The sequence below is a fragment of the Allomesorhizobium camelthorni genome, from assembly GCF_011045125.1.
Taxonomy (GTDB): Bacteria; Pseudomonadota; Alphaproteobacteria; order Rhizobiales; family Rhizobiaceae; genus Allomesorhizobium; species Allomesorhizobium camelthorni.
In genome coordinates this window covers 1-24607 of sequence record NZ_JAAKZF010000016.1, presented here as the reverse complement: position 1 = coordinate 24607, position 24607 = coordinate 1, and the positions used below count along the sequence as shown (strand labels likewise).

Annotated in this window: 26 protein-coding genes; 9 read left to right on the top strand and 17 right to left on the bottom strand. The window is 62.8% G+C overall.

Translation table 11 applies throughout. The features are described from left to right. Positions 1-124: 124 nt before the first annotated feature. Entirely contained in the window at positions 125-811 is a 687-nt protein-coding gene (locus tag G6N73_RS13960; RefSeq protein WP_165028509.1) for an HAD family hydrolase, read from the top strand. 43 nt (positions 812-854) lie between these two features. Here G6N73_RS13960 and G6N73_RS13955 read toward each other — a convergent pair whose 3' ends face one another. Then, entirely contained in the window at positions 855-1433 is a 579-nt protein-coding gene (locus G6N73_RS13955; RefSeq protein WP_165028507.1) for a hypothetical protein, read from the bottom strand. Between the two features lie 128 nt (positions 1434-1561). On the opposite strand from G6N73_RS13955, the gene thrC reads away from it, so the two are divergent. The 4 genes from thrC to G6N73_RS13935 are packed head-to-tail and all read left to right on the top strand — an operon-like array spanning position 1562 to position 7767. Continuing rightward, the gene (thrC, locus tag G6N73_RS13950; protein ID WP_165028506.1) at positions 1562-2959 is read left to right on the top strand and encodes a threonine synthase; all 1398 of its coding nucleotides are present in this window, start codon (positions 1562-1564) and stop codon (positions 2957-2959) included. An 11-nt stretch (positions 2960-2970) separates the two neighbouring features. Beyond that, on the top strand, positions 2971-4263 hold the full coding sequence (locus tag G6N73_RS13945) for a M16 family metallopeptidase (RefSeq protein WP_165028504.1): 1293 nt from the start codon (positions 2971-2973) through the stop codon (positions 4261-4263). A 15-nt stretch (positions 4264-4278) separates the two neighbouring features. Further along, complete coding sequence (locus G6N73_RS13940; protein WP_165028502.1) at positions 4279-4875, top strand: GNAT family N-acetyltransferase; 597 nt, start codon at positions 4279-4281, stop codon at positions 4873-4875. A gap of 3 nt (positions 4876-4878) precedes the next feature. After that, positions 4879-7767, top strand: a complete 2889-nt coding sequence (locus G6N73_RS13935; RefSeq protein ID WP_165028500.1) for an EAL domain-containing protein — start codon at positions 4879-4881, stop codon at positions 7765-7767. Here G6N73_RS13935 and G6N73_RS13930 read toward each other — a convergent pair. Further along, positions 7758-8366 carry a YqgE/AlgH family protein gene (locus tag G6N73_RS13930; RefSeq protein WP_008839361.1) on the bottom strand — a complete coding sequence of 203 codons (609 nt, stop codon included), beginning with the start codon at positions 8364-8366 and terminating at the stop codon, positions 7758-7760. The two genes, G6N73_RS13935 and G6N73_RS13930, sit on opposite strands and share 10 nt — an antisense overlap. A gap of 147 nt (positions 8367-8513) precedes the next feature. On the opposite strand from G6N73_RS13930, the gene G6N73_RS13925 reads away from it, so the two are divergent. Continuing rightward, positions 8514-9317: a protein-disulfide reductase DsbD domain-containing protein gene (locus G6N73_RS13925; RefSeq protein WP_165028498.1), complete on the top strand. Its 804-nt coding sequence runs from the start codon at positions 8514-8516 to the stop codon at positions 9315-9317. A gap of 73 nt (positions 9318-9390) precedes the next feature. Next, positions 9391-9876, top strand: a complete 486-nt coding sequence (locus G6N73_RS13920) for a peroxiredoxin (protein WP_165028496.1) — start codon at positions 9391-9393, stop codon at positions 9874-9876. A 185-nt stretch (positions 9877-10061) separates the two neighbouring features. Here the strand turns inward: G6N73_RS13920 and rnhA are convergent, their stop codons facing one another. The 13 genes from rnhA to coxB form a co-directional block, all read right to left on the bottom strand. After that, positions 10062-10583: a ribonuclease HI gene (gene rnhA / locus G6N73_RS13915; RefSeq protein WP_165028494.1), complete on the bottom strand. Its 522-nt coding sequence runs from the start codon at positions 10581-10583 to the stop codon at positions 10062-10064. Next, positions 10580-11542, bottom strand: coding sequence for a homoserine kinase (locus tag G6N73_RS13910; RefSeq protein WP_165028492.1), 963 nt, complete (start codon positions 11540-11542; stop codon positions 10580-10582). Before G6N73_RS13910 ends, rnhA begins: the two co-directional genes overlap by 4 nt. Next, positions 11542-12552, bottom strand: coding sequence for a 4-hydroxy-3-methylbut-2-enyl diphosphate reductase (gene ispH, locus G6N73_RS13905; RefSeq protein ID WP_165028490.1), 1011 nt, complete (start codon positions 12550-12552; stop codon positions 11542-11544). The genes G6N73_RS13910 and ispH overlap by 1 nt, the downstream gene beginning before the upstream one ends. A 103-nt stretch (positions 12553-12655) precedes the next feature. Then, positions 12656-13051: a DUF5615 family PIN-like protein gene (locus G6N73_RS13900; RefSeq protein WP_165028488.1), complete on the bottom strand. Its 396-nt coding sequence runs from the start codon at positions 13049-13051 to the stop codon at positions 12656-12658. Continuing rightward, positions 13048-13761 (bottom strand): DUF433 domain-containing protein, encoded by a 714-nt coding sequence (locus G6N73_RS13895; protein WP_165028487.1) that lies wholly within the window; start codon positions 13759-13761, stop codon positions 13048-13050. The genes G6N73_RS13900 and G6N73_RS13895 overlap by 4 nt, the downstream gene beginning before the upstream one ends. Before the next feature lie 115 nt (positions 13762-13876). Beyond that, a complete protein-coding gene (locus G6N73_RS13890; protein ID WP_165028485.1) occupies positions 13877-14617 on the bottom strand; it encodes an SURF1 family protein in 741 nt (246 codons plus the stop codon). After that, positions 14614-15000 carry a DUF983 domain-containing protein gene (locus G6N73_RS13885; RefSeq protein WP_165028483.1) on the bottom strand — a complete coding sequence of 129 codons (387 nt, stop codon included), beginning with the start codon at positions 14998-15000 and terminating at the stop codon, positions 14614-14616. Before G6N73_RS13885 ends, G6N73_RS13890 begins: the two co-directional genes overlap by 4 nt. A gap of 119 nt (positions 15001-15119) precedes the next feature. Continuing rightward, positions 15120-16004, bottom strand: coding sequence for a cytochrome c oxidase subunit 3 (locus G6N73_RS13880; protein ID WP_165028481.1), 885 nt, complete (start codon positions 16002-16004; stop codon positions 15120-15122). Between the two features lies 1 nt (position 16005). Then, positions 16006-16638: a cytochrome c oxidase assembly protein gene (locus G6N73_RS13875; RefSeq protein ID WP_165028479.1), complete on the bottom strand. Its 633-nt coding sequence runs from the start codon at positions 16636-16638 to the stop codon at positions 16006-16008. A gap of 8 nt (positions 16639-16646) precedes the next feature. Then, a complete protein-coding gene (locus tag G6N73_RS13870) occupies positions 16647-16805 on the bottom strand; it encodes a hypothetical protein (protein ID WP_165028477.1) in 159 nt (52 codons plus the stop codon). A gap of 3 nt (positions 16806-16808) precedes the next feature. Continuing rightward, entirely contained in the window at positions 16809-17753 is a 945-nt protein-coding gene (locus tag G6N73_RS13865) for a heme o synthase (protein ID WP_165028475.1), read from the bottom strand. A gap of 72 nt (positions 17754-17825) precedes the next feature. Continuing rightward, positions 17826-19475, bottom strand: coding sequence for a cytochrome c oxidase subunit I (gene ctaD, locus G6N73_RS13860; protein ID WP_165028472.1), 1650 nt, complete (start codon positions 19473-19475; stop codon positions 17826-17828). Positions 19476-19512: 37 nt separating this feature from the next. Continuing rightward, complete coding sequence (gene coxB / locus G6N73_RS13855) at positions 19513-20385, bottom strand: cytochrome c oxidase subunit II (protein WP_425484083.1); 873 nt, start codon at positions 20383-20385, stop codon at positions 19513-19515. Positions 20386-20745: 360 nt separating this feature from the next. Between coxB and G6N73_RS13850 the strand changes: the two genes are divergently transcribed. Continuing rightward, positions 20746-21264, top strand: coding sequence for an invasion associated locus B family protein (locus G6N73_RS13850; protein ID WP_165028470.1), 519 nt, complete (start codon positions 20746-20748; stop codon positions 21262-21264). 79 nt (positions 21265-21343) lie between these two features. Continuing rightward, the gene (gene tldD, locus G6N73_RS13845) at positions 21344-22756 is read left to right on the top strand and encodes a metalloprotease TldD (protein ID WP_165028468.1); all 1413 of its coding nucleotides are present in this window, start codon (positions 21344-21346) and stop codon (positions 22754-22756) included. Positions 22757-22779: 23 nt separating this feature from the next. Here the strand turns inward: tldD and G6N73_RS13840 are convergent, their stop codons facing one another. Continuing rightward, on the bottom strand, positions 22780-23199 hold the full coding sequence (locus G6N73_RS13840; protein WP_343044624.1) for a DUF3291 domain-containing protein: 420 nt from the start codon (positions 23197-23199) through the stop codon (positions 22780-22782). A 456-nt stretch (positions 23200-23655) separates the two neighbouring features. Next, the coding region (locus G6N73_RS13835; protein ID WP_206078845.1) for a DUF4268 domain-containing protein at positions 23656-24607 on the bottom strand (952 nt) is incomplete at its 5' end.

Genomic DNA, 24607 nt, shown 5'->3' with positions numbered 1-24607 from the left:
TTATGGTTACCGTTTCGCGTAAATATTTAATGAAGCGGGTCCGGAATTTGCCGTCGCGGCGATGATGGTGTATGCCGCGCCGCGACCGCCTTCGGCGTTGTTTCCCCAATTTTTCCGGATTGCCATGACCCAGCCTGATCTCGTCATTTTCGATTGCGACGGCGTTCTCGTCGATTCGGAAGTCATCGCCGCGCGTGTCGAAGCCGAGCTTTTGACCGAAGCCGGCTACGAGATTTCCGGCGAAGAACTGTCGGAAGTCTATGCCGGGTTGACCTTCAAGGACATCATGCTGCGCATCGAGGAGCAGTCGCAGATCCCCTTCCAGGCATCGCTGATCGGCCGCGCGGAGGAACTGGTCGACCGTCGCCTTCAGGCCGAGGTCCGCATCATCGAAGGCGCGCGCGAGGCGGTCGCCGCGGTTTCGGGCAAGCGCTGCATCTGTTCCAATTCGAAGCCCGAGCGGCTCGATATCATGCTGACGAAAACGATGCTTCTGCCGCTCTTCAACGGTAGCGTCTTCTCCTCGTGCGGCAAGGAGGTGATGAAGCCGAAGCCGGCGCCGGACGTCTTCCTGCATGCCGCGGCCTCGATGAACGCCGACCCGGCGAACACTTTCGTCATCGAGGATTCGGTCCACGGCATTGCCGGCGCCAAGGCCGCCGGCATGCGCGTCATCGGCTTTACCGGCGCGGCGCACAGTTACCCGGGTCACGCCGACGTGCTGACAGAAGCCGGCGCCGAGACCGTCATCCGCCGCTGGGCGGATTTCCGCAGCGTGCTCCTGGCGCTGTCGGAATGGTCGGACGCGTAACCTGCGTCAGATGCCCGCCAGAGTGGAATTATCGAACGGCCGCTTACTGCTGCTTCTTCGGCGGGCCTTCGTCATAGCCGGCGAAAACCTGCACATCCGTTCCCTGCGGGGCCGGGAAGCTGACGCTCTGGTCGTTGAAGACGAACTGCGTGGCGGCGGAGGCGTGGCCGACCGCGACCTGGTGCTTGTGCAGTTGCGAGTAAAGCACTTCGTCGCCGCGGATGACCGCGACGCGGATCGGCATGGTGACATTGCCCGGCGCTCCGGCCGGGCCCGGGACAACCTTGCCGGCGACCGCCACATTGATAGTCATCGTTCCGCCGGCGTTGCTGCAGGTGCGGGTCACGTCGGTGATGGAAGCCTGATAGAGCACCTTGGTCGGATCGTCCTGGCCGCCCTTGGCGTAGGTATTGAAATAGGCGGTGCCTTCGCGCAGCGTCACCAGCGGGCAATAGGCGCGCAGTTCGCTTTCGAGCACTTTTGGCTCGGCCGCGGCCTTGTTGTTTCCCCCGACGTTCAGGACGTTGCCGTTGTCGCCCGATTGGCAACCCGCGACGGCAAGGATAAAGCCGGAAAATGCGAACCCCTTGATAAAACGACTATTGTTCAATCGAAACTCCATATGCCGCACATCCCCTTCAAAACGCAGGCCGTCTATAGCAACCGCGCGGCAAAAATGCGACTGACGGGCGCGGATTTTCACAGGCTTGCCGCCCGGCGTCTGGCGGTCACCACAATGGACGGATGACGATGCGCTATGTCAGCACCCGCGGGGAAGCGCCCGCACTCGGCTTTTCGGACACGGTGCTTGCCGGACTGGCGCGCGATGGCGGACTTTATATTCCCGACCGGTGGCCGGAGTTCAGCCAGGCCGAGATCCGAGCCATGCGCGGCCTTGCCTATCCCGACCTGGCGATCAGACTGCTCACTCCGTTCCTGGGCGGCGAAATCCCAGACGCGGTGTTCGCGAAAATCGTTCGCGAGGCCTACGCCACGTTCCGCCATGAGGCGATCTGCCCGCTGGTCCAGACCGACTCGAACGCCTTCGTCCTCGAGCTTTTCCACGGGCCGACACTGGCGTTCAAGGATGTGGCGATGCAGTTGCTGGCGCGGCTGATGGACCATGTGCTGGCCGAACGCGGCCAGCGCGCCACGATCGGCGCTGCCACCTCCGGCGATACCGGCGGCGCGGCGATCGATGCCTTTGCAGGCCGTGATCGCACCGACATGTTCGTGCTGTTCCCGCATGGGCGCGTCTCGCCCGTACAGCAGCGGCAGATGACGACTTCCACCGCCTCGAACGTCCATGCGCTCGCCATCGAAGGCAATTTCGACGATTGCCAAAACCTGGTCAAAGACATGTTCAACGACCACGGCTTCCGTGATCGCGTCTCGCTGTCGGCCGTCAACTCGATCAACTGGGCCCGCATCATGGCCCAGATCGTCTATTATTTCTCCTCCGCGCTGTCGCTCGGCGCGCCGGATCGGCCCGTTTCCTTCACGGTGCCCACCGGCAATTTCGGCGACATTTTCGCCGGCTATGCGGCCAAGCGCATGGGCCTGCCCATCGAGCGCCTGGTGATCGCCACCAACGACAACGACATCCTTGTCCGCACGCTCGAAACCGGCGAATACCGGATGGGCGGCGTCGTCGCGACCACCTCGCCGTCGATGGACATCCAGGTCTCGTCCAATTTCGAGCGGCTGCTTTTCGAGGCGTCCGGCCGCGATCCGGTCTCGGTCCGGCGCTACATGGGCAGCCTGAAACAGTCGGGCGCCTTCACCATCGGCGAAGCAGCGCTGGCCTCGATACGCGCCGAGTTCGACGCAGGCCGCGCTTCGATGGGCGAGGCCGCCGCGACGATCCGGGCCACGCTCGCCGGCAGCGGCTACCTGCTCGATCCACATACCGCTACCGGCATGCATGTCGCCAATTTGCATGCGGCGGGCGATGTGCCTATGATTGTCTTGGGGACCGCGCATCCGGCAAAGTTTCCGTCCGCCGTAAAGGAAGCCTGTGGTGTCACGCCCGCGCTGCCTGAATGGCTCTCGGGGCTGATGGAGCGTGAAGAAATGTACACGGTGTTGCCATCCGACCTTAAATCGGTGGAAGATCATATTGGCCGCCTCACGCGGGCGGCGCGTTAGGGAGTATCTATATGGGTGTTGAGGTAAGCCGTCTGTCGAACGGCCTGACAGTCGCCACCGAAACCCTTCCAAGCATCGAATCCGTCGCATTGGGCGTGTGGGTCAAATCCGGGGCCCGCAACGAACGCGATGACGAACATGGAATGGCTCACCTCCTCGAACACATGGCGTTCAAGGGGACCAGCACGAGAAGCGCCTTCGAGATCGCTTCGCAAATCGAGGACGTTGGCGGCGAAATCAACGCCGCCACCAGCGTTGAGACGACATCCTTCTACGCTCGCGTGCTCGCCGACGACGCGCCGCTCGCCATCGATCTCCTCTCCGACATCCTCCAGGATTCCGAATTCGATCCGGACGAACTCGAGCGCGAGCAGCATGTGATCCTGCAGGAAATCGGCGCCGCCCACGATACGCCGGACGACGTGGTCTTCGACCGCTTCACCGAGACGGCCTACCGCCACCAGACCATCGGCCGTTCCATCCTCGGCACTCCGGAAACCGTCAAATCCTTCACCTCCGCCCAGCTTCACGCCTTCATGGAGCGGCAGTACGGCGCCGACGACATGGTCGTCGTGGCGGCCGGCGACATCAAGCACGACGTGTTTGTCCGGGAAGTCGAGAAGCGGCTCGGAACCTTCCGGTCGAAGTCCGACAGCGTGCTGCCGCAATATGCGCAATATGTCGGCGGAGATTTTCGCGAGCAGCGCGACCTCATGGACGCGCAGATCGTGCTCGGCTTCGAAGGCCGCGCCTATCATGTGCGCGACTTCTACGCCTCGCAGGTGCTGTCGATGATCCTCGGCGGCGGCATGTCTTCGCGGCTGTTCCAGGAGGTGCGTGAGAAACGCGGCCTCTGCTATTCGGTCTATGCTTTCCACTGGGGATTTTCCGACACCGGCATTTTCGGCGTTCATGCCGCCACCGGCCAGAGCGACATAGCCGAGCTGGTTCCCGTGATCATTTCGGAACTGCAGAAATCCGGCGACGAGATCCTGCAGGAGGAACTCGACAGGGCCCGCGCGCAATACCGCGCCGGCCTGATCATGTCAGCCGAGAGTCCCGCCAGCCGCGCCTCGCAAATCGCCCGCCAGATGCTGCTGTTCGGCCGGCCGATCGGCAAGGACGAGCTCATGGAACGGCTTTCGGCGCTTACGGTCGAGCGGCTGAGGGATCTGTCGTCGCGGCTGTTTTCGACCAAGCCGACCGTCACCGCGGTCGGGCCGGTCGGTACGCTGGCGCCCTATGAGGCGATCCGCGAGGCGCTTACCGGAAGCGATCCCGGTATCCGCAAACTCGCGGTCTGACTTTCCGCGCAAGCAATGTTTTCGCTTCCCTTTTTCCGCCGCGAATATCCGGCGCTGAAAGGCGAGCGCGTCATGCTCCGAATGCCGGTCGCGGCCGATTACCGCGAGTGGGCCGCCTTGCGCGCCGCAAGCCGGCGCTTCCTTGAGCCTTGGGAACCGCGCTGGCCGGCCGACGAACTCGAGCGCGGGGCGTGGCGGCAGCGGCTCGGGCGTTACCGGGCGGATTTCGCGCAAGGATCGGCCGCCGCCTTCTTCATCTTCGAGACCGGCGGCGGCAAGCTCGTCGGCGGCATCACGCTCGCCAATATCCGCCATGGCGTCGCGCAATCCGGCCAGATCGGCTACTGGATCGGCGAGCAGTTCGCCGGCCAGGGCTACATGCTCGAAGCGCTCAGGCTGGTTTCTCGCTTCGCCTTCGATACGATGAGGTTGCACCGGATCGAGGCGGCCTGTATCCCCGACAACAAGCGCTCGATACGCGTGCTTGAAAAAGCCGGATTCCAGCGTGAAGGACTTTTGCGATCCTATCTCAGGATCAACGGCATCTGGCAGGACCACTACCTCTACGCCCTGATCGCGGACGATCAGCTCGGCGAACGAACAAAGGGCTGATTGTTGGCGAATTTCTTCAGGAGCGGCGCGTTGCTGGTCTTTGCCGTTGCGGCATTGGCGGTGCTGTTCGCCCTCTCTCCCGCCTCGGCGATCGAGCCTATCAAGATCGCGCGCGACGACATCGCGCTCGATCTGTCCGGCGCGGTCGAGATCTACCGGAATCAGGGCGAGAATTTTCAGGTTTCGACAGCGCCCGGCCCAGACGGCATCGTGCGGCGCATCGAGGTCGAGGCCAATGACGAACGCTCTACCGGTGACTGGGCGGTGTTCGCGCTCGCCAATACCACCGACCAGCAGCTCGACCGACTGATCGTCGCGCCGCATTTCCGGCTGGTCGATTCGGGCGTGTTCTGGCCCGATCTCGGCTCGAGCCGTATTGCCGCTATAACTCCCAGCGAGGGCTTCGCGCTCGACCGGCAGGCGAGCCCCGACGCCGACGTGTTCCAGATCACGCTCGATCCCGGCGCGGTGGTGACGTTCATCGCCGAGCTCGCCTCGCCCAAGCTGCCGCAGGTCTATCTGTGGGAGCCCGAATCCTACAAGGACACGGTCAATTCCTATACGTTGTTCCGCGGCATCGTTATCGGCATTGCCGGGCTCCTGGCGCTGTTCCTGACCATCCTTTTCGTGGTTAAGGGCACCTCCATGTTTCCGGCGACGGCGGCGCTGTCATGGGCGGTGCTGGCCTATATCAGCGTCGATTTCGGCTTCCTCAACAAGGTCATCGAAGTCTCGCCAGGCAACGAGCAGATCTGGCGCGCCGGGGCCGAAATCGGCCTCGCGGCGACTTTCGTGGTGTTCCTGTTCGCCTATCTCAATCTCAACCGCTGGCATGGCCATTTCAGCTACGGCGCATTCGTCTGGATCTTTGGTCTGTTCCTGATGGCTGGCGTGGCCGTCATCGACCCCGCCGTGGCGGCGGGCATTGCGCGGCTGTCCTTCGCAGCCATCGCGCTCACCGGGCTCGGCCTCATCGTCTTTCTCGGCATTCAGGGCTACGACCGCGCCATCATGCTGGTGCCGAGCTGGGTCATGGTGCTGACCTGGCTCACCGCCTCCTGGATGACCGTTACCGGCATGCTCGACAACGATATCGTCCAGCCGGCGCTGGGCGGCGGGCTTATCCTGATCATCCTGCTCATCGGCTTCACCGTCATCCAGCACGCCTTTGCCGGCGGGGCGCTGCACCAGGGTCTGTTCAGCGACCTGGAGCGGCAGGCGCTCGCCGTCTCAGGCTCCGGCGACATCGTCTGGGACTGGGACGTGCTGCGCGACCGCGTGGTGACGCGGCCCGATGTCAGCATCCAGCTCGGCCTGACCCCGAACAGCCTCGGCGGCCCCGCCCGCAACTGGCTGCCGGTCCTGCATGCCGACGACCGCGACAGTTTCCGCACCACGCTCGACGTCGTGCTGGAGCACCGGCGCGGACGGGTGGCGCAGAATTTCCGGCTGCGCGGCGCCGACGGCCACTACCACTGGTTCGCCTTGCGCGCCCGGCCGGTCGTCGGGTCGGACGGAGAGGTCATCCGCTGCGTCGGCACGCTGGTCGACGTGACCGAGCAGAAGAAATCCGAAGAGCGCTTGCTGCACGATGCGGTGCATGACAATCTGACCGGCCTGCCCAATCGCGAGCTTTTCATGAACCGGCTTGAGGCGGTCATCTCGATCGCCAAGACGGAAGAGAAAGTCCGCCCGACCGTATTCGTGATCGACATCGACCGTTTCAAACAGGTCAATGAAGGCTTGGGCATTTCGGCCGGCGACACCATCCTGCTGACCATCGCGCGCCGGTTGCATCGGCTCCTGAAGCCCATGGATTCGCTGTCGCGCTTCGCCGGAGACCAGTTCGCACTGATGCTCCTGTCGGAGCAGGATCCTGCCCGCATCGCAGCCGTCGCCGACAGCATCAAGCAGGCGATCCGCACCCCGATCAACTTCGCCAAGCGCGAAATCGTGCTCACCGCGTCTATCGGCCTCATCACCTGGACGTCGGCGCAAGCCTCGGCCGAGGACATGGTCAAGGACGCCGAGCTTGCGATGCATCAGGCCAAGCGCTTCGGCGGCGACCGGATCGAGCCGTTCCGCCCTGCCTTCCGCTCTGTCGGCACTGATCGCCTGCAGCTCGAGTCCGACCTGCACCGGGCTGTCGAGCGCCGCGAATTCACCCTTGCCTACCAGCCGATCGTGCGCCTGGAGGACCGGTCGGTGGCTGGCTTCGAGGCGCTTTTGCGCTGGGAGCATCCGCGCCGCGGTTCGATCCCGCCTTCCGACTTCATTCCCGTCGCGGAAAGCTGCGGACTGATCGTGCAGCTTGGCCTGTTTGCCATGCAGCGAGCCGCCGACGACCTGGCCGGATGGCAGAAGCAGATCGGTGACGCGCCGCTCTCCGTGTCGGTCAATCTCTCCAGCCGGCAGCTCATCCGCCGTGACCTGGTCAGCGACGTGCGCTCGGTGATCGCGCGGGCGAATCTGAAGGCCCGCTGCTTCCGGCTCGAACTGACCGAATCCCTGATCATGGACAATCCGGAGCAGAGCGCGCACGTCCTGTCGAAGCTGAAGAAGCTCGGCATCGGGCTGTCGCTCGACGATTTCGGCACCGGCTATTCATCGCTGGCCTATTTGACACGCTTCCCTTTCGACACCATCAAGATCGACAGAAGCTTTATCGACGACGCCTCGCCCAAGCGGGCCGTCCTGCTCAGATCGATGATCAGCATGGGGCATGAGCTCGGCATGTCGGTTGTGGCCGAAGGCGTCGCCGACGAGAACGACGCGCTGGAGCTGCGCCAGATGGGCTGCGAATACGTGCAGAGCTACATGTTCGGCGCGCCAATCCCGGCCGATGCCGTGCTCAGAATGCTGAAGGAGCAGTATCCTCTCGCTCAGGCGTGACCGGCGGTCACGCTGAGATGGGCGAGGTCGACGCCGATCGACGCGAGGATGCGGTCGTATTTCCGGTCCATGTCGCTGTCGAACAGGAATTCGGGAATGGCCGGGCAGGTCAGCCAGCCATTGTCGGCGATCTCCCGCTCGAGCTGCCCCGCGCCCCAGCCGGAATAGCCGAGCGCCATCAGCGCGCGGCGCGGGCCACGTCCAAGCGAAATGGCGCGCAATATGTCGACCGTCGCAGTCAGGCATATGTCGCCCGAGACCGGAAGCGAGGAATCGACCTTATAGTCGCCCGTATGCAGCACGAAGCCGCGGCTGCGATCGACAGGGCCGCCATTGCGGATGACGAAATCGCGCGCCGGAGGCGGAAGGCGGATCGCCTCCTGCTCGTCCAAAATTCCGAGTTGCACCAGCAGGTCGGGAAACAGCATCTGCTGCGCCTGATTGATGATCAGGCCCATGGCGCCTTCATCGCTGTGTGCGCAGACATAGATCACTGAGCGTGTGAACCTGTCGTCCTTCATGCCCGGCATGGCAATCAGGAACTGGTCGTCGAGAAACCCGCGCTTTGCCGCGGTTTTTTTCTGCCGCAGTAGGTCCATGCCGCAAACCTATCGCGTTTCCGGCCCGGTTGAAAGATAGGTCCGGGCCCAAATGCCGCCGGATTGGGCCGCTCTGTCACAAAAAAATGACTCCCGGCTACAAGGTTGCCGGTTGCCAAAGCCTGCTCAAGCGCTCAAATCGGCCGCATGCGAAACATCGCCCTCGCCTTCCTTGCGTTTCTGTTGGGAGCAAATCCGCTCTCGGCACTGGCCTCGTCGTCCGACTGGTTCGAGACGCAGGGCGGGCGCATCCGCCTGGTCACGGCCGGAAAGCCCGATGAGGCCGGGCGACTGAAGGGCATGCTGGAGGTCGATCTCCTGCCCGGCTGGAAAACCTACTGGCGCGATCCAGGCGATGCCGGCGTGCCGCCGCAGATCGACATTTCGGCCAGCGAGAACATCACGTCAGCCGAGTTCGCCTTCCCCGTGCCCGAGCGCCATGATGACGGCGGCTTCAAATGGGCCGGCTACGACGAGCCCGTCGCCCTGCCGATTATTTTCACGCTGAAATCGCCTGCGGAAGCCGCACTCATCGAGGCCGATGTGTTTCTCGGCGTCTGCGAAAGCATCTGCATTCCGGCGCAGACCAGGCTGACGCTCGATCCGGCAAGCGATCCGGACAATCCGGAGGATACGGCGGCCGTCGCGGCGGCATTGGCCGCCCTGCCCGCGCCAGCCAAGCCGGAATTCGGCGTGAGTTCCGCCCGCGAGGAAGGCTCGAAACTCATTGTCGAGGCCAAATTCCCAGGCGATCCGGCGTCCGCGGAATTTTTCCTTGCTGGCGCCGACGGCTATGCGTTCGGCACGCCGGAGCGGGTGGAAAAGGAAGGAAAGACCTTGTTTTCGCTGGAGATACTCGCCCGCCCCGACAGCGTGCCCGCAGGCGACGGACTGCACTACACGCTTGTCACCGACGCCGGCGCGGTAGGCGGGCGCATACCCTTCATGTGATCGCCGGCACGTTGCCGTCGGCGCGATAGTCGGGTACTGCTCCGGCCTCCACATTCATGACCAGGGAAAAGCGATGACCATCTCGATCGGTGAAAAGCTGCCGCAGGCGACCTTCAAGACAATGACCGCCGACGGCGCGAAAAACATCACCACCGACGAGATCTTCGCCGGCAGGAAGGTGGTGCTTTTCGGCGTTCCCGGCGCGTTTACACCCACCTGCAGCAACGATCACCTGCCCGGCTATCTTGAAAACCACGGCGCAATCCAGGCGCGCGGCGTCGACTCGATCGCGGTCGTCTCGGTCAACGATCACTACGTGATGGGCGCATGGGCGCGCTTCAGCGGCGGCGAAAGCAAGCTGCTTTTTCTGGCTGACGGCAATGGCGATTTCGTGCGCGCGGCCGGCCTCGATGCCGATATGAGCGCAGGCGGCTTGGGCGTCCGCTCGAAGCGTTTCTCCATGATCGTCGAAGACGGCAAGGTCACGGCTCTCAACCTTGAGGGTAAGCCGGGACAGGCCGTGGACAGCGGCGCGGCAAGAATTCTGGAGCAGCTTTAGGTTACCCAGGGATGTGGATAGAATCCGACCCACAGCCGGAATCAACAGCCAAATTGTTCAATAAATGGAACGGTTTGGCTCCTGCTCTGCCCCGCTGAGGGTCGGAATTTGTTCACAAATCCTTTCGTGCGCCGAGCCACGCCTGTTTCCGGCTAAAAAGGACCGGAAAACCGGCCTTTCCCGCTCTATCGCCGGGTCGGCTTGGCGACTCTTCGAGGAGCGATCGGGGACGTCGCGGAAGCCGGCTCGGCGAGCGGATTTTTCTTCTTCGGCTTGAACGGCGCCATGCCCATGCGGGCGAGTTCGTCGGCGCGTTCGTTTTCGGGGTGGCCGGCATGGCCGCGCACCCAGTGCCAGGTGACTTTGTGGCGTTTGCGCGCCTCGTCGAGCGCCTGCCACAGCTCGGCGTTCTTCACCGGCTGCTTGGCTGCCGTCCTCCAGCCATTGCGCTTCCAGCCGTCGATCCAGCCCGAGATGCCGTCCTTGACGTAGTTGCTGTCGGTGTAGAGGTCGACCGCGCAGGGTTCCTTCAGCGCGCCCAGCGCCGAGATCGCGGCCATCAGCTCCATGCGGTTGTTGGTCGCGTTGGCCTCGCCGCCCGACAGTTCCTTGGTGACGCCATTGAAGCGCAGGATCGCGCCCCAGCCGCCCGGACCGGGATTGCCGGAGCAGGCTCCATCGGTGAAAACTTCCACGCTTTTTGTCATCTCAGTCCGTATTCCGAAGGCGATTTGATCTGCCGGTGAAAACGCAGCCGGCGGATATATTCCATTGGGTCGCGCTTTTGCACCAGCGCGCCGTCGGGGATGGTGAGCCAGTCGTAGAGCCGGGTCAGCATGAAGCGCAGCGCCGAACCGCGCGCCAGGATCGGCAGCGCATCCTTTTCGGCCGGGGTCAGCGGCCGCACCGATTGATAACCGGAAAGCAGCGCGGTTCCCTTGGTCAGGTTGAAGGAAAAATCCTTCTCGAAGCACCAGGCGTTGAGGCAGGTCGCCACGTCATAGGCATAAAAATCGTTGCAGGCGAAATAGAAGTCGATCAGCCCGGACAGTTTCTCGCCGAGGAAGAACACATTGTCGGGAAAGAGGTCGGCATGGATGATGCCGGCCGGCAGGTCTTTCGGCCATTTCTCGCTAAGTTCGGCGAAATCCGCATCGACTTCCGCGGCGAGGCCCGGCTCGACCTCGTCGGCGCGGGCGTGCGAGCCGTCCCACAATTTGCGCCAGCCGTCGATCTGCAACGCATTGGGGCGCGTCAGCGGAAAGTCCGCGCCGGCAAGATGCAGCGCCGCCAGCGCCTTGCCGACCTCGCGGCAATGGGCGGCGATCGGGCGGCGCATCCACATGCCTTCGAGGAAGGTGATCAGCGCCGCGGTGCGGCCGGCGAGCGTGCCGGTGACGCTGCCGTCGCGCCGGTGCACCGGCAGCGGGCAGGATATGCCCTTCCGCGCCAGATGCTCCATCAGCCCGAGGAAGAACGGCAGGTCCGATTTGTCGACGCGCTTTTCATAGAGCGTCAGGATATAGGCGCCGCTGGTCGTGTGGAGCAGGAAGTTGGAGTTTTCCGAACCTTCGGCGATGCCCTTGTAGGACAGGAGCTGGCCCACGGAATATTCTGCCAGGAACGCTTCGAGCTCGCTTTCGGAAACGTCGGTATAGACCGCCATCACGCGGTCCCGTTGACGAAAGCCATGTCGGCCGCGGTCAGTTCGACGTCACGCAAGGCGCTCATGACCGGAAAATTCTCCGTTTCGGTCGCCGTCACCGCCAGTTCGACCGAAACGTCGAAGCGGGCGCGGAAGGCGTCGATGATCTCGTCGACGATGATCTCCGGCGCGGATGCTCCCGCCGACAGGCCCAGCGTCGATATTTCGCCGATCTCCTCCCACGGAATTTCGGAGGCGCGCTGCACGAGAAGCGACATTTTCGCACCGGCGCGTTCTGCCACCTCGACAAGCCGCATGGAGTTGGAGGAGTTCGGCGCGCCGACGATCAGGAAGAGATCGGCGCCGGGCGCGGTTTCCTTCACCGCCTCCTGGCGGTTGGTGGTGGCGTAGCAGATCGATTCTGCAGACGGAGCCATCATCTGCGGAAAGCGCTCCTGCAGCGCCCTGACAATGCCTGCAGTGTCCTCGACCGACAGCGTGGTCTGTGTGACGAAGCCCAAGGCCGTGGGGTCCTGCGGAACAAAACTCTGCACGTCGGCGTCGGTCTCGATCAGCGTCACCGAACCCTCTGGCAACTGCCCCATCGTGCCGATCACTTCCGGGTGGCCGGCATGGCCGATCAGGAGCACGTGGCGGCCGAGACGCTGGTGGCGCATGGCCTGCTTGTGCACTTTCGAGACCAGCGGGCAGGTGGCGTCCAGATAAAAGAGCTGCCGCGCCTGCGCGTCCGCCGGCACCGATTTCGGCACGCCATGTGCAGAAAACACCACCGGGCAATGCCTGTGGTCGGGCGGGATCTCGTCCAGTTCCTCGATGAACACCGCGCCCAGATTCTGCAGGCCCTCGACGACATAGCGATTGTGCACGATCTCATGCCGGACATAGACCGGCGCGCCATATTTCTTCAGCGCCAGGACCACGATCTGTATGGCGCGGTCGACGCCGGCGCAAAATCCGCGCGGCTGGCAGAGCCTGATGGTCAGCGGCGATTTGACGGATGTCTTCAGCATGTCGTTCCGGTGCGTGCGATGGTGCCGAAATGAGGTCTGCACCCCTTCCCTGTCAAGGGCGGCGCATCGTCACCTACGATTCCTTAACCCCAAACCGGATCGCTTATTTAAGCTGTTCAAGCTTAGTGCTCTTCATTGGGAGCATGAACATAGCGCCGCCGGCTACAAGTCCGGATTGGGTTTCCATTGCGCTCCACAGCGCCAAGATGCGCTCCATCTGTTTGACGAGCGGAGCTTTGTATAGACCCTTAGACAAAAAGAAACCAACGAGCCGAGACTTACGAAATGCGGCGTATTCGACGCGATTGCGGGTGATCCGTCGATCGCCGGAGATAACGATCCATCGTCCTTCAGCGCTAAGCTCCTCGATCCACTCGCGGTCACTGACGCCCGGCCCGAAACGGGCACGCAGGTGGACCACTTCATGATCTCCGCTGAAAAGTACGTGCAGCGCCTTTGCCAGCGCAGGAGGAAGATTCTCGTCGATCAGGACCTTCACACGGTCCCGAGCGTGCTCTCGAAGCGCACTGCGTCCCTCACAGCCGCCAACGAGACTTCGAACAGTTTTGCGACCCGCTCCTGACTTCCTTCGGCCTCAACGGCTTGCGCGAGAACGATCGTAGGAACTCCCGACTCAGCAGCGATAGGTTGTCCAAACGAACGGTTCGGATCAACCACGATCGAATTCTTACCATTGAAAGGGCGCCAGCGAGCAACGGCATCTGTCTCGATGTCGAGGTCCTTGAACGTTCGTTCAATTATTTGACCAAAGACATACTGCCGCCGCTTAAGGTCGAGCATTTCCTTCTTATCGGCGACTTGCTTGACACTCTCAAAGAAGATGGTTTTTCCATCAGTGCGAAATCGTCGCGTAGAGAATGGATGATCGTCTTTTACCAGCTCACGAGCGAAATCCAGGCAATTGCGAATTGCGAGCAGACCAACACCTGCTTCTGTGAATACCTTTACAAAACGCAATTCTATAAGGTCTCGAAATCCGAGTTCGAACTGATCTTCGCGGTTAGTGTGCCACTGTGTTTTCCAAAGCGGATGGCTTGTATATACTTGCCCTCCACGACGGTAGCTGTAGCCTTTCATCCACCGAGAGATGTTGATAGCAGGCGTGCGGAGGAGGCGAGCGGCCTCCTGTATCGTGTAGGAGCCAACTCCAAACAGGTCTGCATTGCGCAGGATGTCTGTTGTCGCCATAGCCGCACTATCCATTTTCCAGTTGTAAGCGCAAGTTGTCTCCATAGCACACCAGATCGGCATTTGCGTGATGGATAATATGCCGCTGGCCGCGGCGCAAATGTCTGCCTTGCCGTCACCCCGCCTTTCGCCGTCCCCAAAGCCAAGCTCCGACGACGCCGGCGAGCGCGAGCGCCAGGCCGAACCAGGTGACCGCATATTGCAGGTGGCTGTTGGGCAGGCGGACGATGGTGACGCCGCCGACCGGCAGGCCTCCCGGATTGGGCGCGGCGTTCGCATCGACAAAGAAGGGGAGCACCTCAGCGTCGGCCGGGAGATTCGGGCTTTTCGCCATCGCCGCCAGATCCTTCCAGTGGAATACGCCGGCGGCGGGGTCGTTGTCAGGCACGAGCGACGACGGCTTTTGCGACGGCGCGCTGCGCGCCAGGCCTTGCACGGCCGTCTCGCCTTGAACCTGGCCCTCCGCTCGCGTGGAAGCGTCCTTGCCGTCATAAGGAACGAAGCCGCGATTGACGAAGACGAAGCGGCGATCGGCCATTTGCAGCGGTGTATAAACATACCAGCCGGACCGGCCGCCATGGGTGGCCAGGAAGAAACTTTCCCCGGAATGGGCGAACTGCCCCCTAATTTCCACCGGCCAATAATCGACATCGCCGCCCTCGCGGACAAGCCGTTCGATTTCATCGAGGGGTTTCGGCTCGGAAGCGATGCGCTGGTCGATATTGGCGATCAGCGCCTCTTTCCACTGAAGCCGCTGCACCTGCCAGATGCCGAGCGACACAAGCGTGGCGAAGCCGAAGGCAGCAACCGCCAGCAGCAGAGCTACCGATCCGCGTGAATCGACCCGCTGCGTCACTCCCTGCCCTCCAGCCGGCCCTCGGCTGCCTTGTTGCGGTATTGCAGCGTGATCAGAATACCCTTGGCGATGCGAAGTCCGGCGAGACTGAGCACGATCGTCAGCGGAATCCAGAGCATGAAGTGCAGCCAGAGCGGCGGGTTGACCGACACTTCCATCCACAGCGCCAGCCCGACGACGATGAAGCCTATGACCAGGATGACGAAGACGGCCGGCCCGTCGCCGGCGTCGGCGAAGGAATTGTCGAGGCCGCAATTGCCGCAGCGCGGCGCAACCGTCAGGAAGCCGGAGAACAGCCGGCCTTCACCGCAGCGCGGGCAGCGGCCCTTGATACCGGCCGCTATCGGCTCGACGGGAGGCCAGATCGCCTTATCGTCATTCATTGGCTTATCCCGATCGGGGTTGGACGGAGCTGACGCATGGCCGGATCATCCCGCACTGCGCCGAAAAAGAGAAGGCGGCCGCGTCGCCGCGGCCGCCCCCACCAAGCTTGTCGACGCACTCAATGGCCGTGGACGATGGTGCCTCCCATCGAGCCCCAGACATAGATCGAGGCGAACAGGAACAGCCAGACCACGTCGACGAAATGCCAGTACCAGGCTGCCGCCTCGAATCCGAAATGCTGCTGCGGCGTGAAGTCGCCGCGCATCGCGCGGAGCAGGCAGACAGCCAAGAAGATAGTGCCGATCAGCACGTGGAAGCCGTGGAAGCCGGTCGCCATGAAGAAGGTCGCGCCGTAGATCGAATCCGAGAAGGAGAACGGCGCATGCATGTACTCGTAGGCCTGCACCATCGAGAACAGGATGCCGAGCGCCACCGTGAGGACCAGACCGTTGACCAGGCCCTTGCGGTCATCGTGCAGGAGCGCGTGGTGGGCCCAGGTAACCGTCGTTCCCGAAAGCAGCAGGATCACGGTGTTGTAGAGCGGCAGGTGGAAGGGATCGAGCACCTCGATGCCCTGCGGCGGCCACACGCCCCCGGTGTATTCGGTGCGGGCGACCTGCGCGGCCTCGTTGGGAAACAGGCTGGCGTCGAAGAAGGCCCAGAACCAGGCGACGAAGAACATCACCTCCGAGGCGATGAACATGATCATGCCGTAGCGCAGGTGCAGCGAGACGACCCGCGTGTGGTGGCCCTCATTCGATTCCTTGATGGTGTCCGACCACCAGCCGAACATCGTGTAGAGCACGATGACGAGGCCGATGAAGAACAGCCACGGATTGGCGATGTTGACGCCGAAGATCGGGAAATCGCCGCCCTTCAGATACTGCATCCAGGCGACGCCGCCGATGGCCATTATCAGCGCGCCGATCGAGCCGAGGAACGGCCACGGGCTCGGATCGATGATGTGATAGTCGTGTTGCGGTTTAGCGTGCGCGTCTGCCATGTCAGCCCCCGGCTTTTCCGTCGGTATTGTCGTTTGTCGTTTCGGTCTGAACCCGCGGCGCAGCGGCCACCGGCTTTTCCCCTTCGATGGGGAAGAATGTGTAGGAAAGCGTAATCGTCTTGACGTTCCTGAGTTCCGGCACGTCGACAATGTCGGGATCGACGTAGAACACCACAGGCATGTCCAGCGTCTCGCCGGGCTTCAGCGTCGTGTCGGTGAAGCAGAAGCACTCGACCTTGTTGAAGTAGGCGCCGGCCATTTCGGGCGTGACGTTGAAGCTGGCGCGGCCGAAGGTCGTCCGGTCGAACAAGTTTCGGGCGGTATAGTGGACCTGCGCCGTCTCGCCGATCTTCATCGTCACGTCGCGCGCCGCGGGCTTGAAGTCCCATGGCAGGCCGCCGGACGTGTTGGCGTCGAAGCGCACGGTGATCTCGCGGTCTAGAATCCGGTAGGCGTACTGCTCGACGCGCTGCGTCGTGCCGCCATAGCCGGTCATCTGGCAGAACATCGCGTAAAGCGGCACGGCGGCGTAGGACATGCCGATCATGCCGCCGAAGAAAGCGAGGCAAACGCCGGCGACGACCTTGTTGGACCGCTGCGCTCCCCGATCGACCGTTTCCTGCTTGCCGCTCATGCCCATCCTCACAGCGGCCGGTCGAGAATGGCCGGGCCGAACTTGGCGATGGTGGCGAAATAGAAAAGCACCACCAGCACGGCGAGCGCGAGGCCGATCGCGATCGAACGGCTGCGCCGGGCGCGCTTCTGCTTTTCGGTCATCGTGACCAATTCGTCGTCCTTCATGGCTCAGGCTCCCGGCAAGGCCAAGGCGCGCGCGAGCACGCTGTCGGCCAGGTAGGCTGCGAAGATGCCGAAGAGATAGAGCAGCGAATAAGCGAACATAGCCTTGGCGGGCTTCATGGCGCGGTCGCCGTCGCGCATGGCGAGCACGTTCCACGCATACCAGATAAAACCGGCGCCGAGCGCGGCCGCGACAAGGCCATACCCGGCCGAGGTGAAGCCGAAGAACCAGGGCAGGACGCCGACGGGGGCTACGAGCAGCGTATAGGCGAAGATCTGGCGGCGCGTCGAGGCCGCGCCCACGACGTTCGGCATCATCGGGATGCCGGCCCGGGCGTAATCCTCGCATTTGAACAGCGCCAGCGCCCAGAAATGCGGCGGCGTCCACAGGAAGGTGATGAGGAACAGGATGACGCTTTCGAGGCCGACCGATCCGGTGGCGGCGGCCCAGCCGATCATAGGCGGAAACGCGCCGGCGGCCCCGCCGATGACGATGTTCTGCGGCGTCGAGCGCTTCAGCCACATCGTATAGACGACCACGTAGAAGAAGATGGTGAAGGCCAGAAGCGACGCCGACAGCCAGTTGACCAGCACGCCGAGGGTGAGCACCGAAAGCACGGAAAGGACGAGCCCGAAGGCCAGCGCCTCGCCCGGCCGCACGCGCCCCGAAGGCACCGGCCGGTTGGCGGTGCGCGTCATCACGGCGTCGATGTCGGCGTCGTACCACATGTTGAGCGCGCCCGAGGCGCCGGCGCCGATGGCGATGGCGAGGATCGCAATGACAGCCAGCAGCGGATTGAGCGTAACCGGCGCCGCGACCAGGCCGACAAAGGCGGTGAAGACGACAAGCGACATGACACGCGGCTTCAACAGCGCGACATAGTCGGCGGCCGTCGCTTCCGAAATCCGGAAGCCGGCGTCGTCCAGCCTGTTGTTTTCAACCAGCGCCATTGGCACTCAAGTCCATTCATTCGGTTTGCCGCAAACCGCCGGCGAGGAGCCGGCGGTTCCGGTATAAGCCGCCTACTTGATCCGCGGCAGCTGTTCCCACTGGTGGAACGGCGGCGGAGAAGAAAGCTGCCATTCCAGCGTCGTTGCGCCCTCGCCCCACGGATTTGCGCCGGCGACGCGCTTCTTGGAGAAGGCCTCGAAGACGCCATAGAGGAACACGAACACGCCGATGAAGGAGAGATAGGAGCCGTAGGACGACACCAGGTTCCAGCCGGCAAACGCGTCCGGGTAGTCGATGTAGCGGCGCGGCATGCCGGCGAGGCCGAGGAAATGCTGCGGGAAGAACACCAGGTTCACGCCGATGAAGGTGATCCAGAAGTGCGAGCGCGCGATGAACGGCGAATACATGTAGCCGGTCATCTTCGGGAACCAGTAGTACCAGCCCGCGAAGATCGCGAACACCGCGCCCAGCGACAGCACGTAGTGGAAGTGCGCGACCACGTAGTAGGTGTCGTGCATGGAGCGGTCGAGGCCGGCATTGGCGAGCTGCACGCCCGTGACGCCGCCGACCGTGAACAGGAAGATGAAGCCGATCGCCCACAGCATGGGGGTGCGCATGGAGATCGACCCGCCCCACATGGTGGCGATCCAGGAGAAGATCTTCACGCCCGTCGGCACCGCGATGACCATGGTCGCGAACACGAAGTAGCGCTGCGTGTCGAGCGACAGGCCGGTCGTGTACATGTGGTGCGCCCAGACCACGAAGCCGACCGCGCCGATCGCCACCATGGCGTAGGCCATGCCGAGATAACCGAAGATCGGCTTGCGCGAGAAGGTCGAGACGATGTGGCTGACGATGCCGAAGCCCGGCAGGATCAGGATGTAGACTTCCGGGTGGCCGAAGAACCAGAACAGATGCTGGAACAGGATCGGGTCGCCGCCGCCTTCGGGCGCGAAGAATGCCGTGCCGAAATTGCGGTCGGTGAGCAACATGGTGATGGCGCCCGCCAGCACCGGCAACGACAACAACAGCAGGAAGGCGGTGATCAGCACCGACCAGGCAAACAGCGGCATCTTGTGCAGCGTCATGCCCGGCGCGCGCATGTTGAAGATCGTGGTGATGAAGTTGATCGCGCCGAGGATCGAGGATGCGCCGGCGATGTGCAGCGCCAGGATCGCCAGGTCCATGGCCGGCCCCGGCTGGCCGGATGTCGACAATGGCGGATAGATCGTCCAGCCGCCGCCGACGCCGAAGCCGCCGGTCGGGCCTGGCACGAACATCGACAGCAGCAGAAGGGTGAAGGCCGGCGGCAGCAGCCAGAACGAGATGTTGTTCATGCGCGGGAACGCCATGTCCGGCGCGCCGATCATGATCGGCACCATCCAGTTGGCGAAGCCGCCGATCAGCGCCGGCATGACCATGAAGAAGATCATGATCAGCGCATGGCCGGTGGTGAACACATTGTACATGTGCTTGCCGCCGTCGAGGGCCGCGTCACCCTCGAAGCCGTAGACCATTTCGGCCAGGCCATGGAAAACCTGGATGCCCGGCTCGGCCAGTTCCCAGCGCATGACCACCGACAGCGCGCCGCCGATGATGCCGGCAATGATCGCGAAGATCAGGTAGAGCGTGCCGATGTCCTTGTGGTTGGTGGAATAAACCCAGCGAACCCAGCCGCGTGGCTTGTGGTCGTGGTGTTCGTGAGCTGCCGCGCCTGCCATGTTCCGCTCCATTCCCAAATCCTGATCGTCCGCGGCCTCAATTGCCGGCGGACGCAACCTTGTTGGCGCCGTCGATCGCCGCCATCAGCGCCCGGTTGGCGCCGGCGAGGTCCGCCTTGGCGGCCGTCAGCCAGGTGTTGTACTGCTCGTCCGTCACCACCCGGATGGCGATCGGCATGAAGGCGTGATCCTTGCCGCAGAGTTCCGAGCACTGGCCGTAGTAGAGGCCTTCCTTCTCGGCCTTGAACCAGACCTCGTTGATGCGGCCGGGCACGGCGTCTGTCTTGATGCCGAAGGCCGGCATGGCGAAGGCGTGCATCACGTCGCTCGCCGTCACCAGCACGCGAACCGTCGTGTTGACCGGCACCACCACTTCATTGTCGACCGCCAGGAGCCGCGGATAGGCCGCGCGATCTTCCTTGCCGGCGGCCTTACGGTCCTCCGGGGTATCGGGCAGCATCGCCGAGTTGAACGAAAGCGGCTCCTCGATCTGGTATTCGTAGTCCCAGTTCCACTGGTTGCCCGTCGCCTTCAGCGTCAGCGCCGGCTCTTCCGGCGGCGTGTACTGGGCGGTCAGGAGCTGGAACGACGGCACGGCGATGAAGAGCAGGACGATGACGGGACCGATCGTCCAGATCACCTCGATCAGCGTGTTGTGGCTGGTGCGCGATGGGACCGGATTGGCGCTTTCGCGGAATTTCCAGATGCAATAGGCGAGCAGCACCAGGACGAGCAGCGTGATCGGCACGATGAACCACAGCGTGTACTGCTCGAACCATGTGGTCTGACGCATTATATCCGTCACGGCGGGCTGGAAGCGCGTCTGCCAGGGTTCGGGCTGCGCCGCAAATGCCGCCGAGCTGACAAAGGAAACCGCCGCGGCGCCGGCGCTTGCCAAAAATTTCTTCATCGCCTTCATCGTCTCCCGATTCCATGCGCTCGGCGCGCCAAGAATTGCCGTCCGCGCGACGGGAATCCCCGTCGCTCGGCGTCGCAGGTTCAAACCATACTCTGTATCCAACCGCAAGAAAGGAGCAGAAGAAGTCATGCGGCATTTTTGCGCGCGCATAGCCGCGTTTGGCGCAACCGGCCGCGCCATGTTCGCTTGGGTCTCGAAGCCGCTAGCAGCGCAACCGGCAAGGCCGCAATTCGGGCGGATTCGGCCGCGAGAAGCGAAGAAACTCAACTCCTCCGGCTGGTTCAGCCTCTTTCTTGTCCTATAGTTGACACCGTTGCGGCGAATAGCGCCGTGATTCGCAATGGAGCCACCATGAAATCTCGGCTTTCGGGAACCCTGGCGAAAGTCGTCCTTGTCGCCTCTTTGTCGTCCGCAGCCCTGCCGGCCGGCGCGCAGCAGAGCGGCGCCGTCCGCTCCACGCATGGCGCCTGGTCGATCATCTGCGACACGCCCGCCGGCGCAACGGCCGAGCAATGCGTGATGATGCAGAACGTGATTGCCGAGGACCGCCCGGAGATGGGCCTGTCGGTCGTGGTGCTGCGCACCGCAGACAACAAGGCCGAGATACTGCGCGTTCTGGCCCCGCTCGGCGTGCTCTTGCCAAACGGCCTAGGGCTCAATGTCGACGGCAAGGATATCGGCCGCGCCTATTTCGTGCGCTGCTTCCAGGACGGCTGCTACGCCGAAGTCATTCTCGAAAAGCCGCTGCTGGACACGCTGAAGGGCGGCACCTCGGCGACGTTCATCGTATTCCAGACGCCGGAGGAAGGCATCGGCATTCCCGTCGACCTCAACGGTTTCGACGAAGGTTTCGCCGCCCTGCCGAAGTGAGAGTCCGGCCGCGCATTGCCGAACCGGCCCGCCGCGCCTACATCGTGGGCTGATTTCCCGTCATAATAGTGGGTGCGCCATGAACAGCCTCCTCGGCCAATTCGACGTTTCGGAAGACAGACTGCGCCGCATCGTGACCGACACGATCGAAGGCGCCGACGACGGCGAGCTCTTTCTCGAATACAGCGAGAGCGAGGCGCTGATGTTCGACAATGGCCGGCTCAAGACCGCGAATTTCAGCACCGACCAGGGTTTTGGACTGCGCGCGGTGGCCGGCGAGGCCAGCGGCTACGCGCATTCGAGCGAACTTTCGGAAGCAGCGCTGCTCCGGGCCTCCGACGCTGTGTCCACGGTGAAGAGCGGCTATTCGGGTGTTCTTGCCGCCGCCCCGCCGCGCACCAACCGCCACCTCTACAGCGACGAAAACCCGATCGCCTCGCCCGGCTTCGAGGCGAAGGCGAAGCTGCTCCAGGAGATCGACGCGTGGCTGCGCGCCAGCGATTCCCGCGTCCGGCAGGTCACCGCCTCGCTGGCTTCTTCCTGGCAGCATGTCGAGATCCTGCGCGCCGACGGCCAACTGGTTCGCGACATCCGGCCGCTGGTGCGGGTGAACGTCTCGGTCATGGTCGGCGAAGGCGACCGCCAGGAAACCGGCACATACGGCATGGGCGGACGCAAGGGTTTCGGCGAATTCCTCGTCGAGGACAGCTGGAAGCACGCCGCCGGCGAGGCGCTCAGGCAGGCGCTGGTCAATCTGGAGGCGATCCCCGCTCCCGCCGGCACTTTCGACATCGTGCTTTCGAGCGGCTGGCCGGGCGTCATGCTGCACGAAGCTGTCGGCCACGGGCTGGAGGGCGACTTCAACCGCAAGAAGACCTCGGCCTTCGCAGGCCTCATGGGCCAACAGGTAGCGGCCAAAGGCGTCACCATCGTCGACGACGGCACGATCGCGGAACGGCGCGGATCGCTGTCGGTCGACGACGAAGGCACGCCGACCAACCGCACCGTGCTCATCGATGACGGAAAACTTGTCGGCTACATGCAAGACCGCCAGAACGCCCGGCTGATGGGCATGGGCGCCACCGGCAACGGGCGGCGCGAATCCTACGCGCACCAGCCCATGCCGCGCATGACCAACACCTACATGACCGCAGGCGACATGGAGCCGGCCGAGATCATCGCCTCGGTGAAGAACGGCATCTATGCCGTCTCCTTCGGCGGCGGCCAGGTCGACATCACCTCGGGCAAGTTCGTGTTCGGCTGCACCGAGGCCTACATGATCGAGGACGGCAAGGTGACCCAGCCGATCAAGGGCGCGATGCTGATCGGCAACGGCCCCGACGCCATGCACCGCGTCACCATGATCGGCAACGACATGAAGCTTGATACCGGCATAGGCATGTGCGGCAAGGCCGGCCAAGGCGTGCCCGTCGGCGTCGGCCAGCCGCATCTGCGGATGAACCAGATGACGGTCGGCGGGACGCGGGTTTAGAAGCCTTCAAATGATGAGCTGATTCACCCGCGCTGCCGCTCCTCGTTCAAGCGGATGTTTCGTTTGACGGCATCGCGGTCGATCGTGGTCGGCCGGTCTTCTTCATCGAAAGCCGTCTTGAAATCGAAGGCAAAGGGGCTGGCATTGTGGTCGTACAGAAATTCGTGCCTCTTCACCGCCTCCGTCCAAGTAGGCGTATGGTCCCACTCCACCCACCAAAGGGCATATGGCGGCCAAGCAGGTTTGAGAAACCACTCTCTCCCGTGCCTCAACGCTTCCGCATGTATTCCAGCGTAAGAGAATGCCATCGGTGACGCCAAGTCCTTCCACAAGGACAATGTCGACGGCGACCAACCATCCCCACGTTCAACGTAAAAACGCGGGAAGACCTGCTCGCCCCAGCTATCGGGACCAGGTTCATCATCATAGCCTGATCGAGCGATGAACCCTTCGCTCGATTCGGCAACAATAAAATTGCGGTGTTGCGATCATGGAAGCCCTGATTCACGGCATCGTTGGCAGGCGCTCGGAAAACTCCGAACGTGTACAATGCGAGCCGTTTGCCTTTCATTCTACCTCCGGTCGATGACATGTTTGGCGGTTATTCCATCATTTCTGGAGGTCGGCAACGGCGTCCATGCCGTATCCTTCGGCGTCGGCCAACCGCATTTTCGGATGAACCAGATGACGGTCGGCGGGACGCGGGTGTGAGGGGCATCCTCCACATGACATCCGCGCGTTGATTCAGCGCACCCGATGCTTCGCGCCGACTAGCAAAGCCGCCGCTATCGCGCTCGGTCGGTCCGTTCAAGATGGTCTGCAATGGGTGGGACGCGGACTGACGGCTTTATGGATGCGAATGCGAGGAATTGGCCCTACAATACTCGCTATCGAGCGGCCTAAACGACAGGCCCTTGAGCTTCAGGCGCGTCTTCGGGGTGCCAAGCGCTCGCATCGAGTCCCTTAACCCGGTTCACGAATACACGGTAAAACTCGTTCAGTCGCGCGGCTAGCCAATCGTGTTGGCGAGGCCAATCCGCTCGATCCTCCGGATCGATCTCGTTGAGCGGCGTCGATATCCGCGTGTCCCTCCCCTCGGGCAGTTCGTCCCAATCAAGAGCATAGCCGAGTTCCGACTCGATCTCCGATTTCTGTTCATGGAGCAGATGGAAAAATGCTTTGGCGTCGGCATTGGAGATATAAAGCTCGGCACGCACCTGTCGTTTCGGTCGCACCATCGCAGCATTGACCCCAAAACCGCTGCGTCCGATCGAATAGGACATCCAAGATTGCGGTTGCGGCTTACGCTCTCTCGCCAGTGGACCACCCTTCGCCATCAGGACGCTGCCCAATGCACTCCAATATGCCAGTTGAAGCGCCTTGGTGCCGGTAAGCTCGACCTCGTCGATCGCTCGTGCGGCCTGCGTGACGAGTTTGTTCCAGTTGTTGGGCTTGGACACGATGTTGAAGCGGGGAGCGGCCGGCGATTCGCCGATCCTCCAAAGCTCTACCTCCACCCCAAAGAATCGGAAGGTTTCGTCGGTGATGCGGTTCAGCCAATCGAGTGTAGAGCGGTGCTCTTCGGTGAATCGGGCGGCAATCCAAACGATAGTCACGGCCTCTAGGCCAGAGGCATAAGTCAACAATTGCCCAAGATGAGAATGGTCGGTGCGCTCAAGCTGGTTCTCAATCAGCACCCAAGCGTTGGTGCTGATGTCCTTACATAGTATGTCGGCGCGAAACGGCCCTACGGCTCTCTCTTGCGCCTCTAGTTCGAGCTCAAGCCCAAGCGTTTCGCCAAGTGTGAGAAGGTTTTCTTCGCGGGCCAGCCACGGTGTGAAATGAGATGAT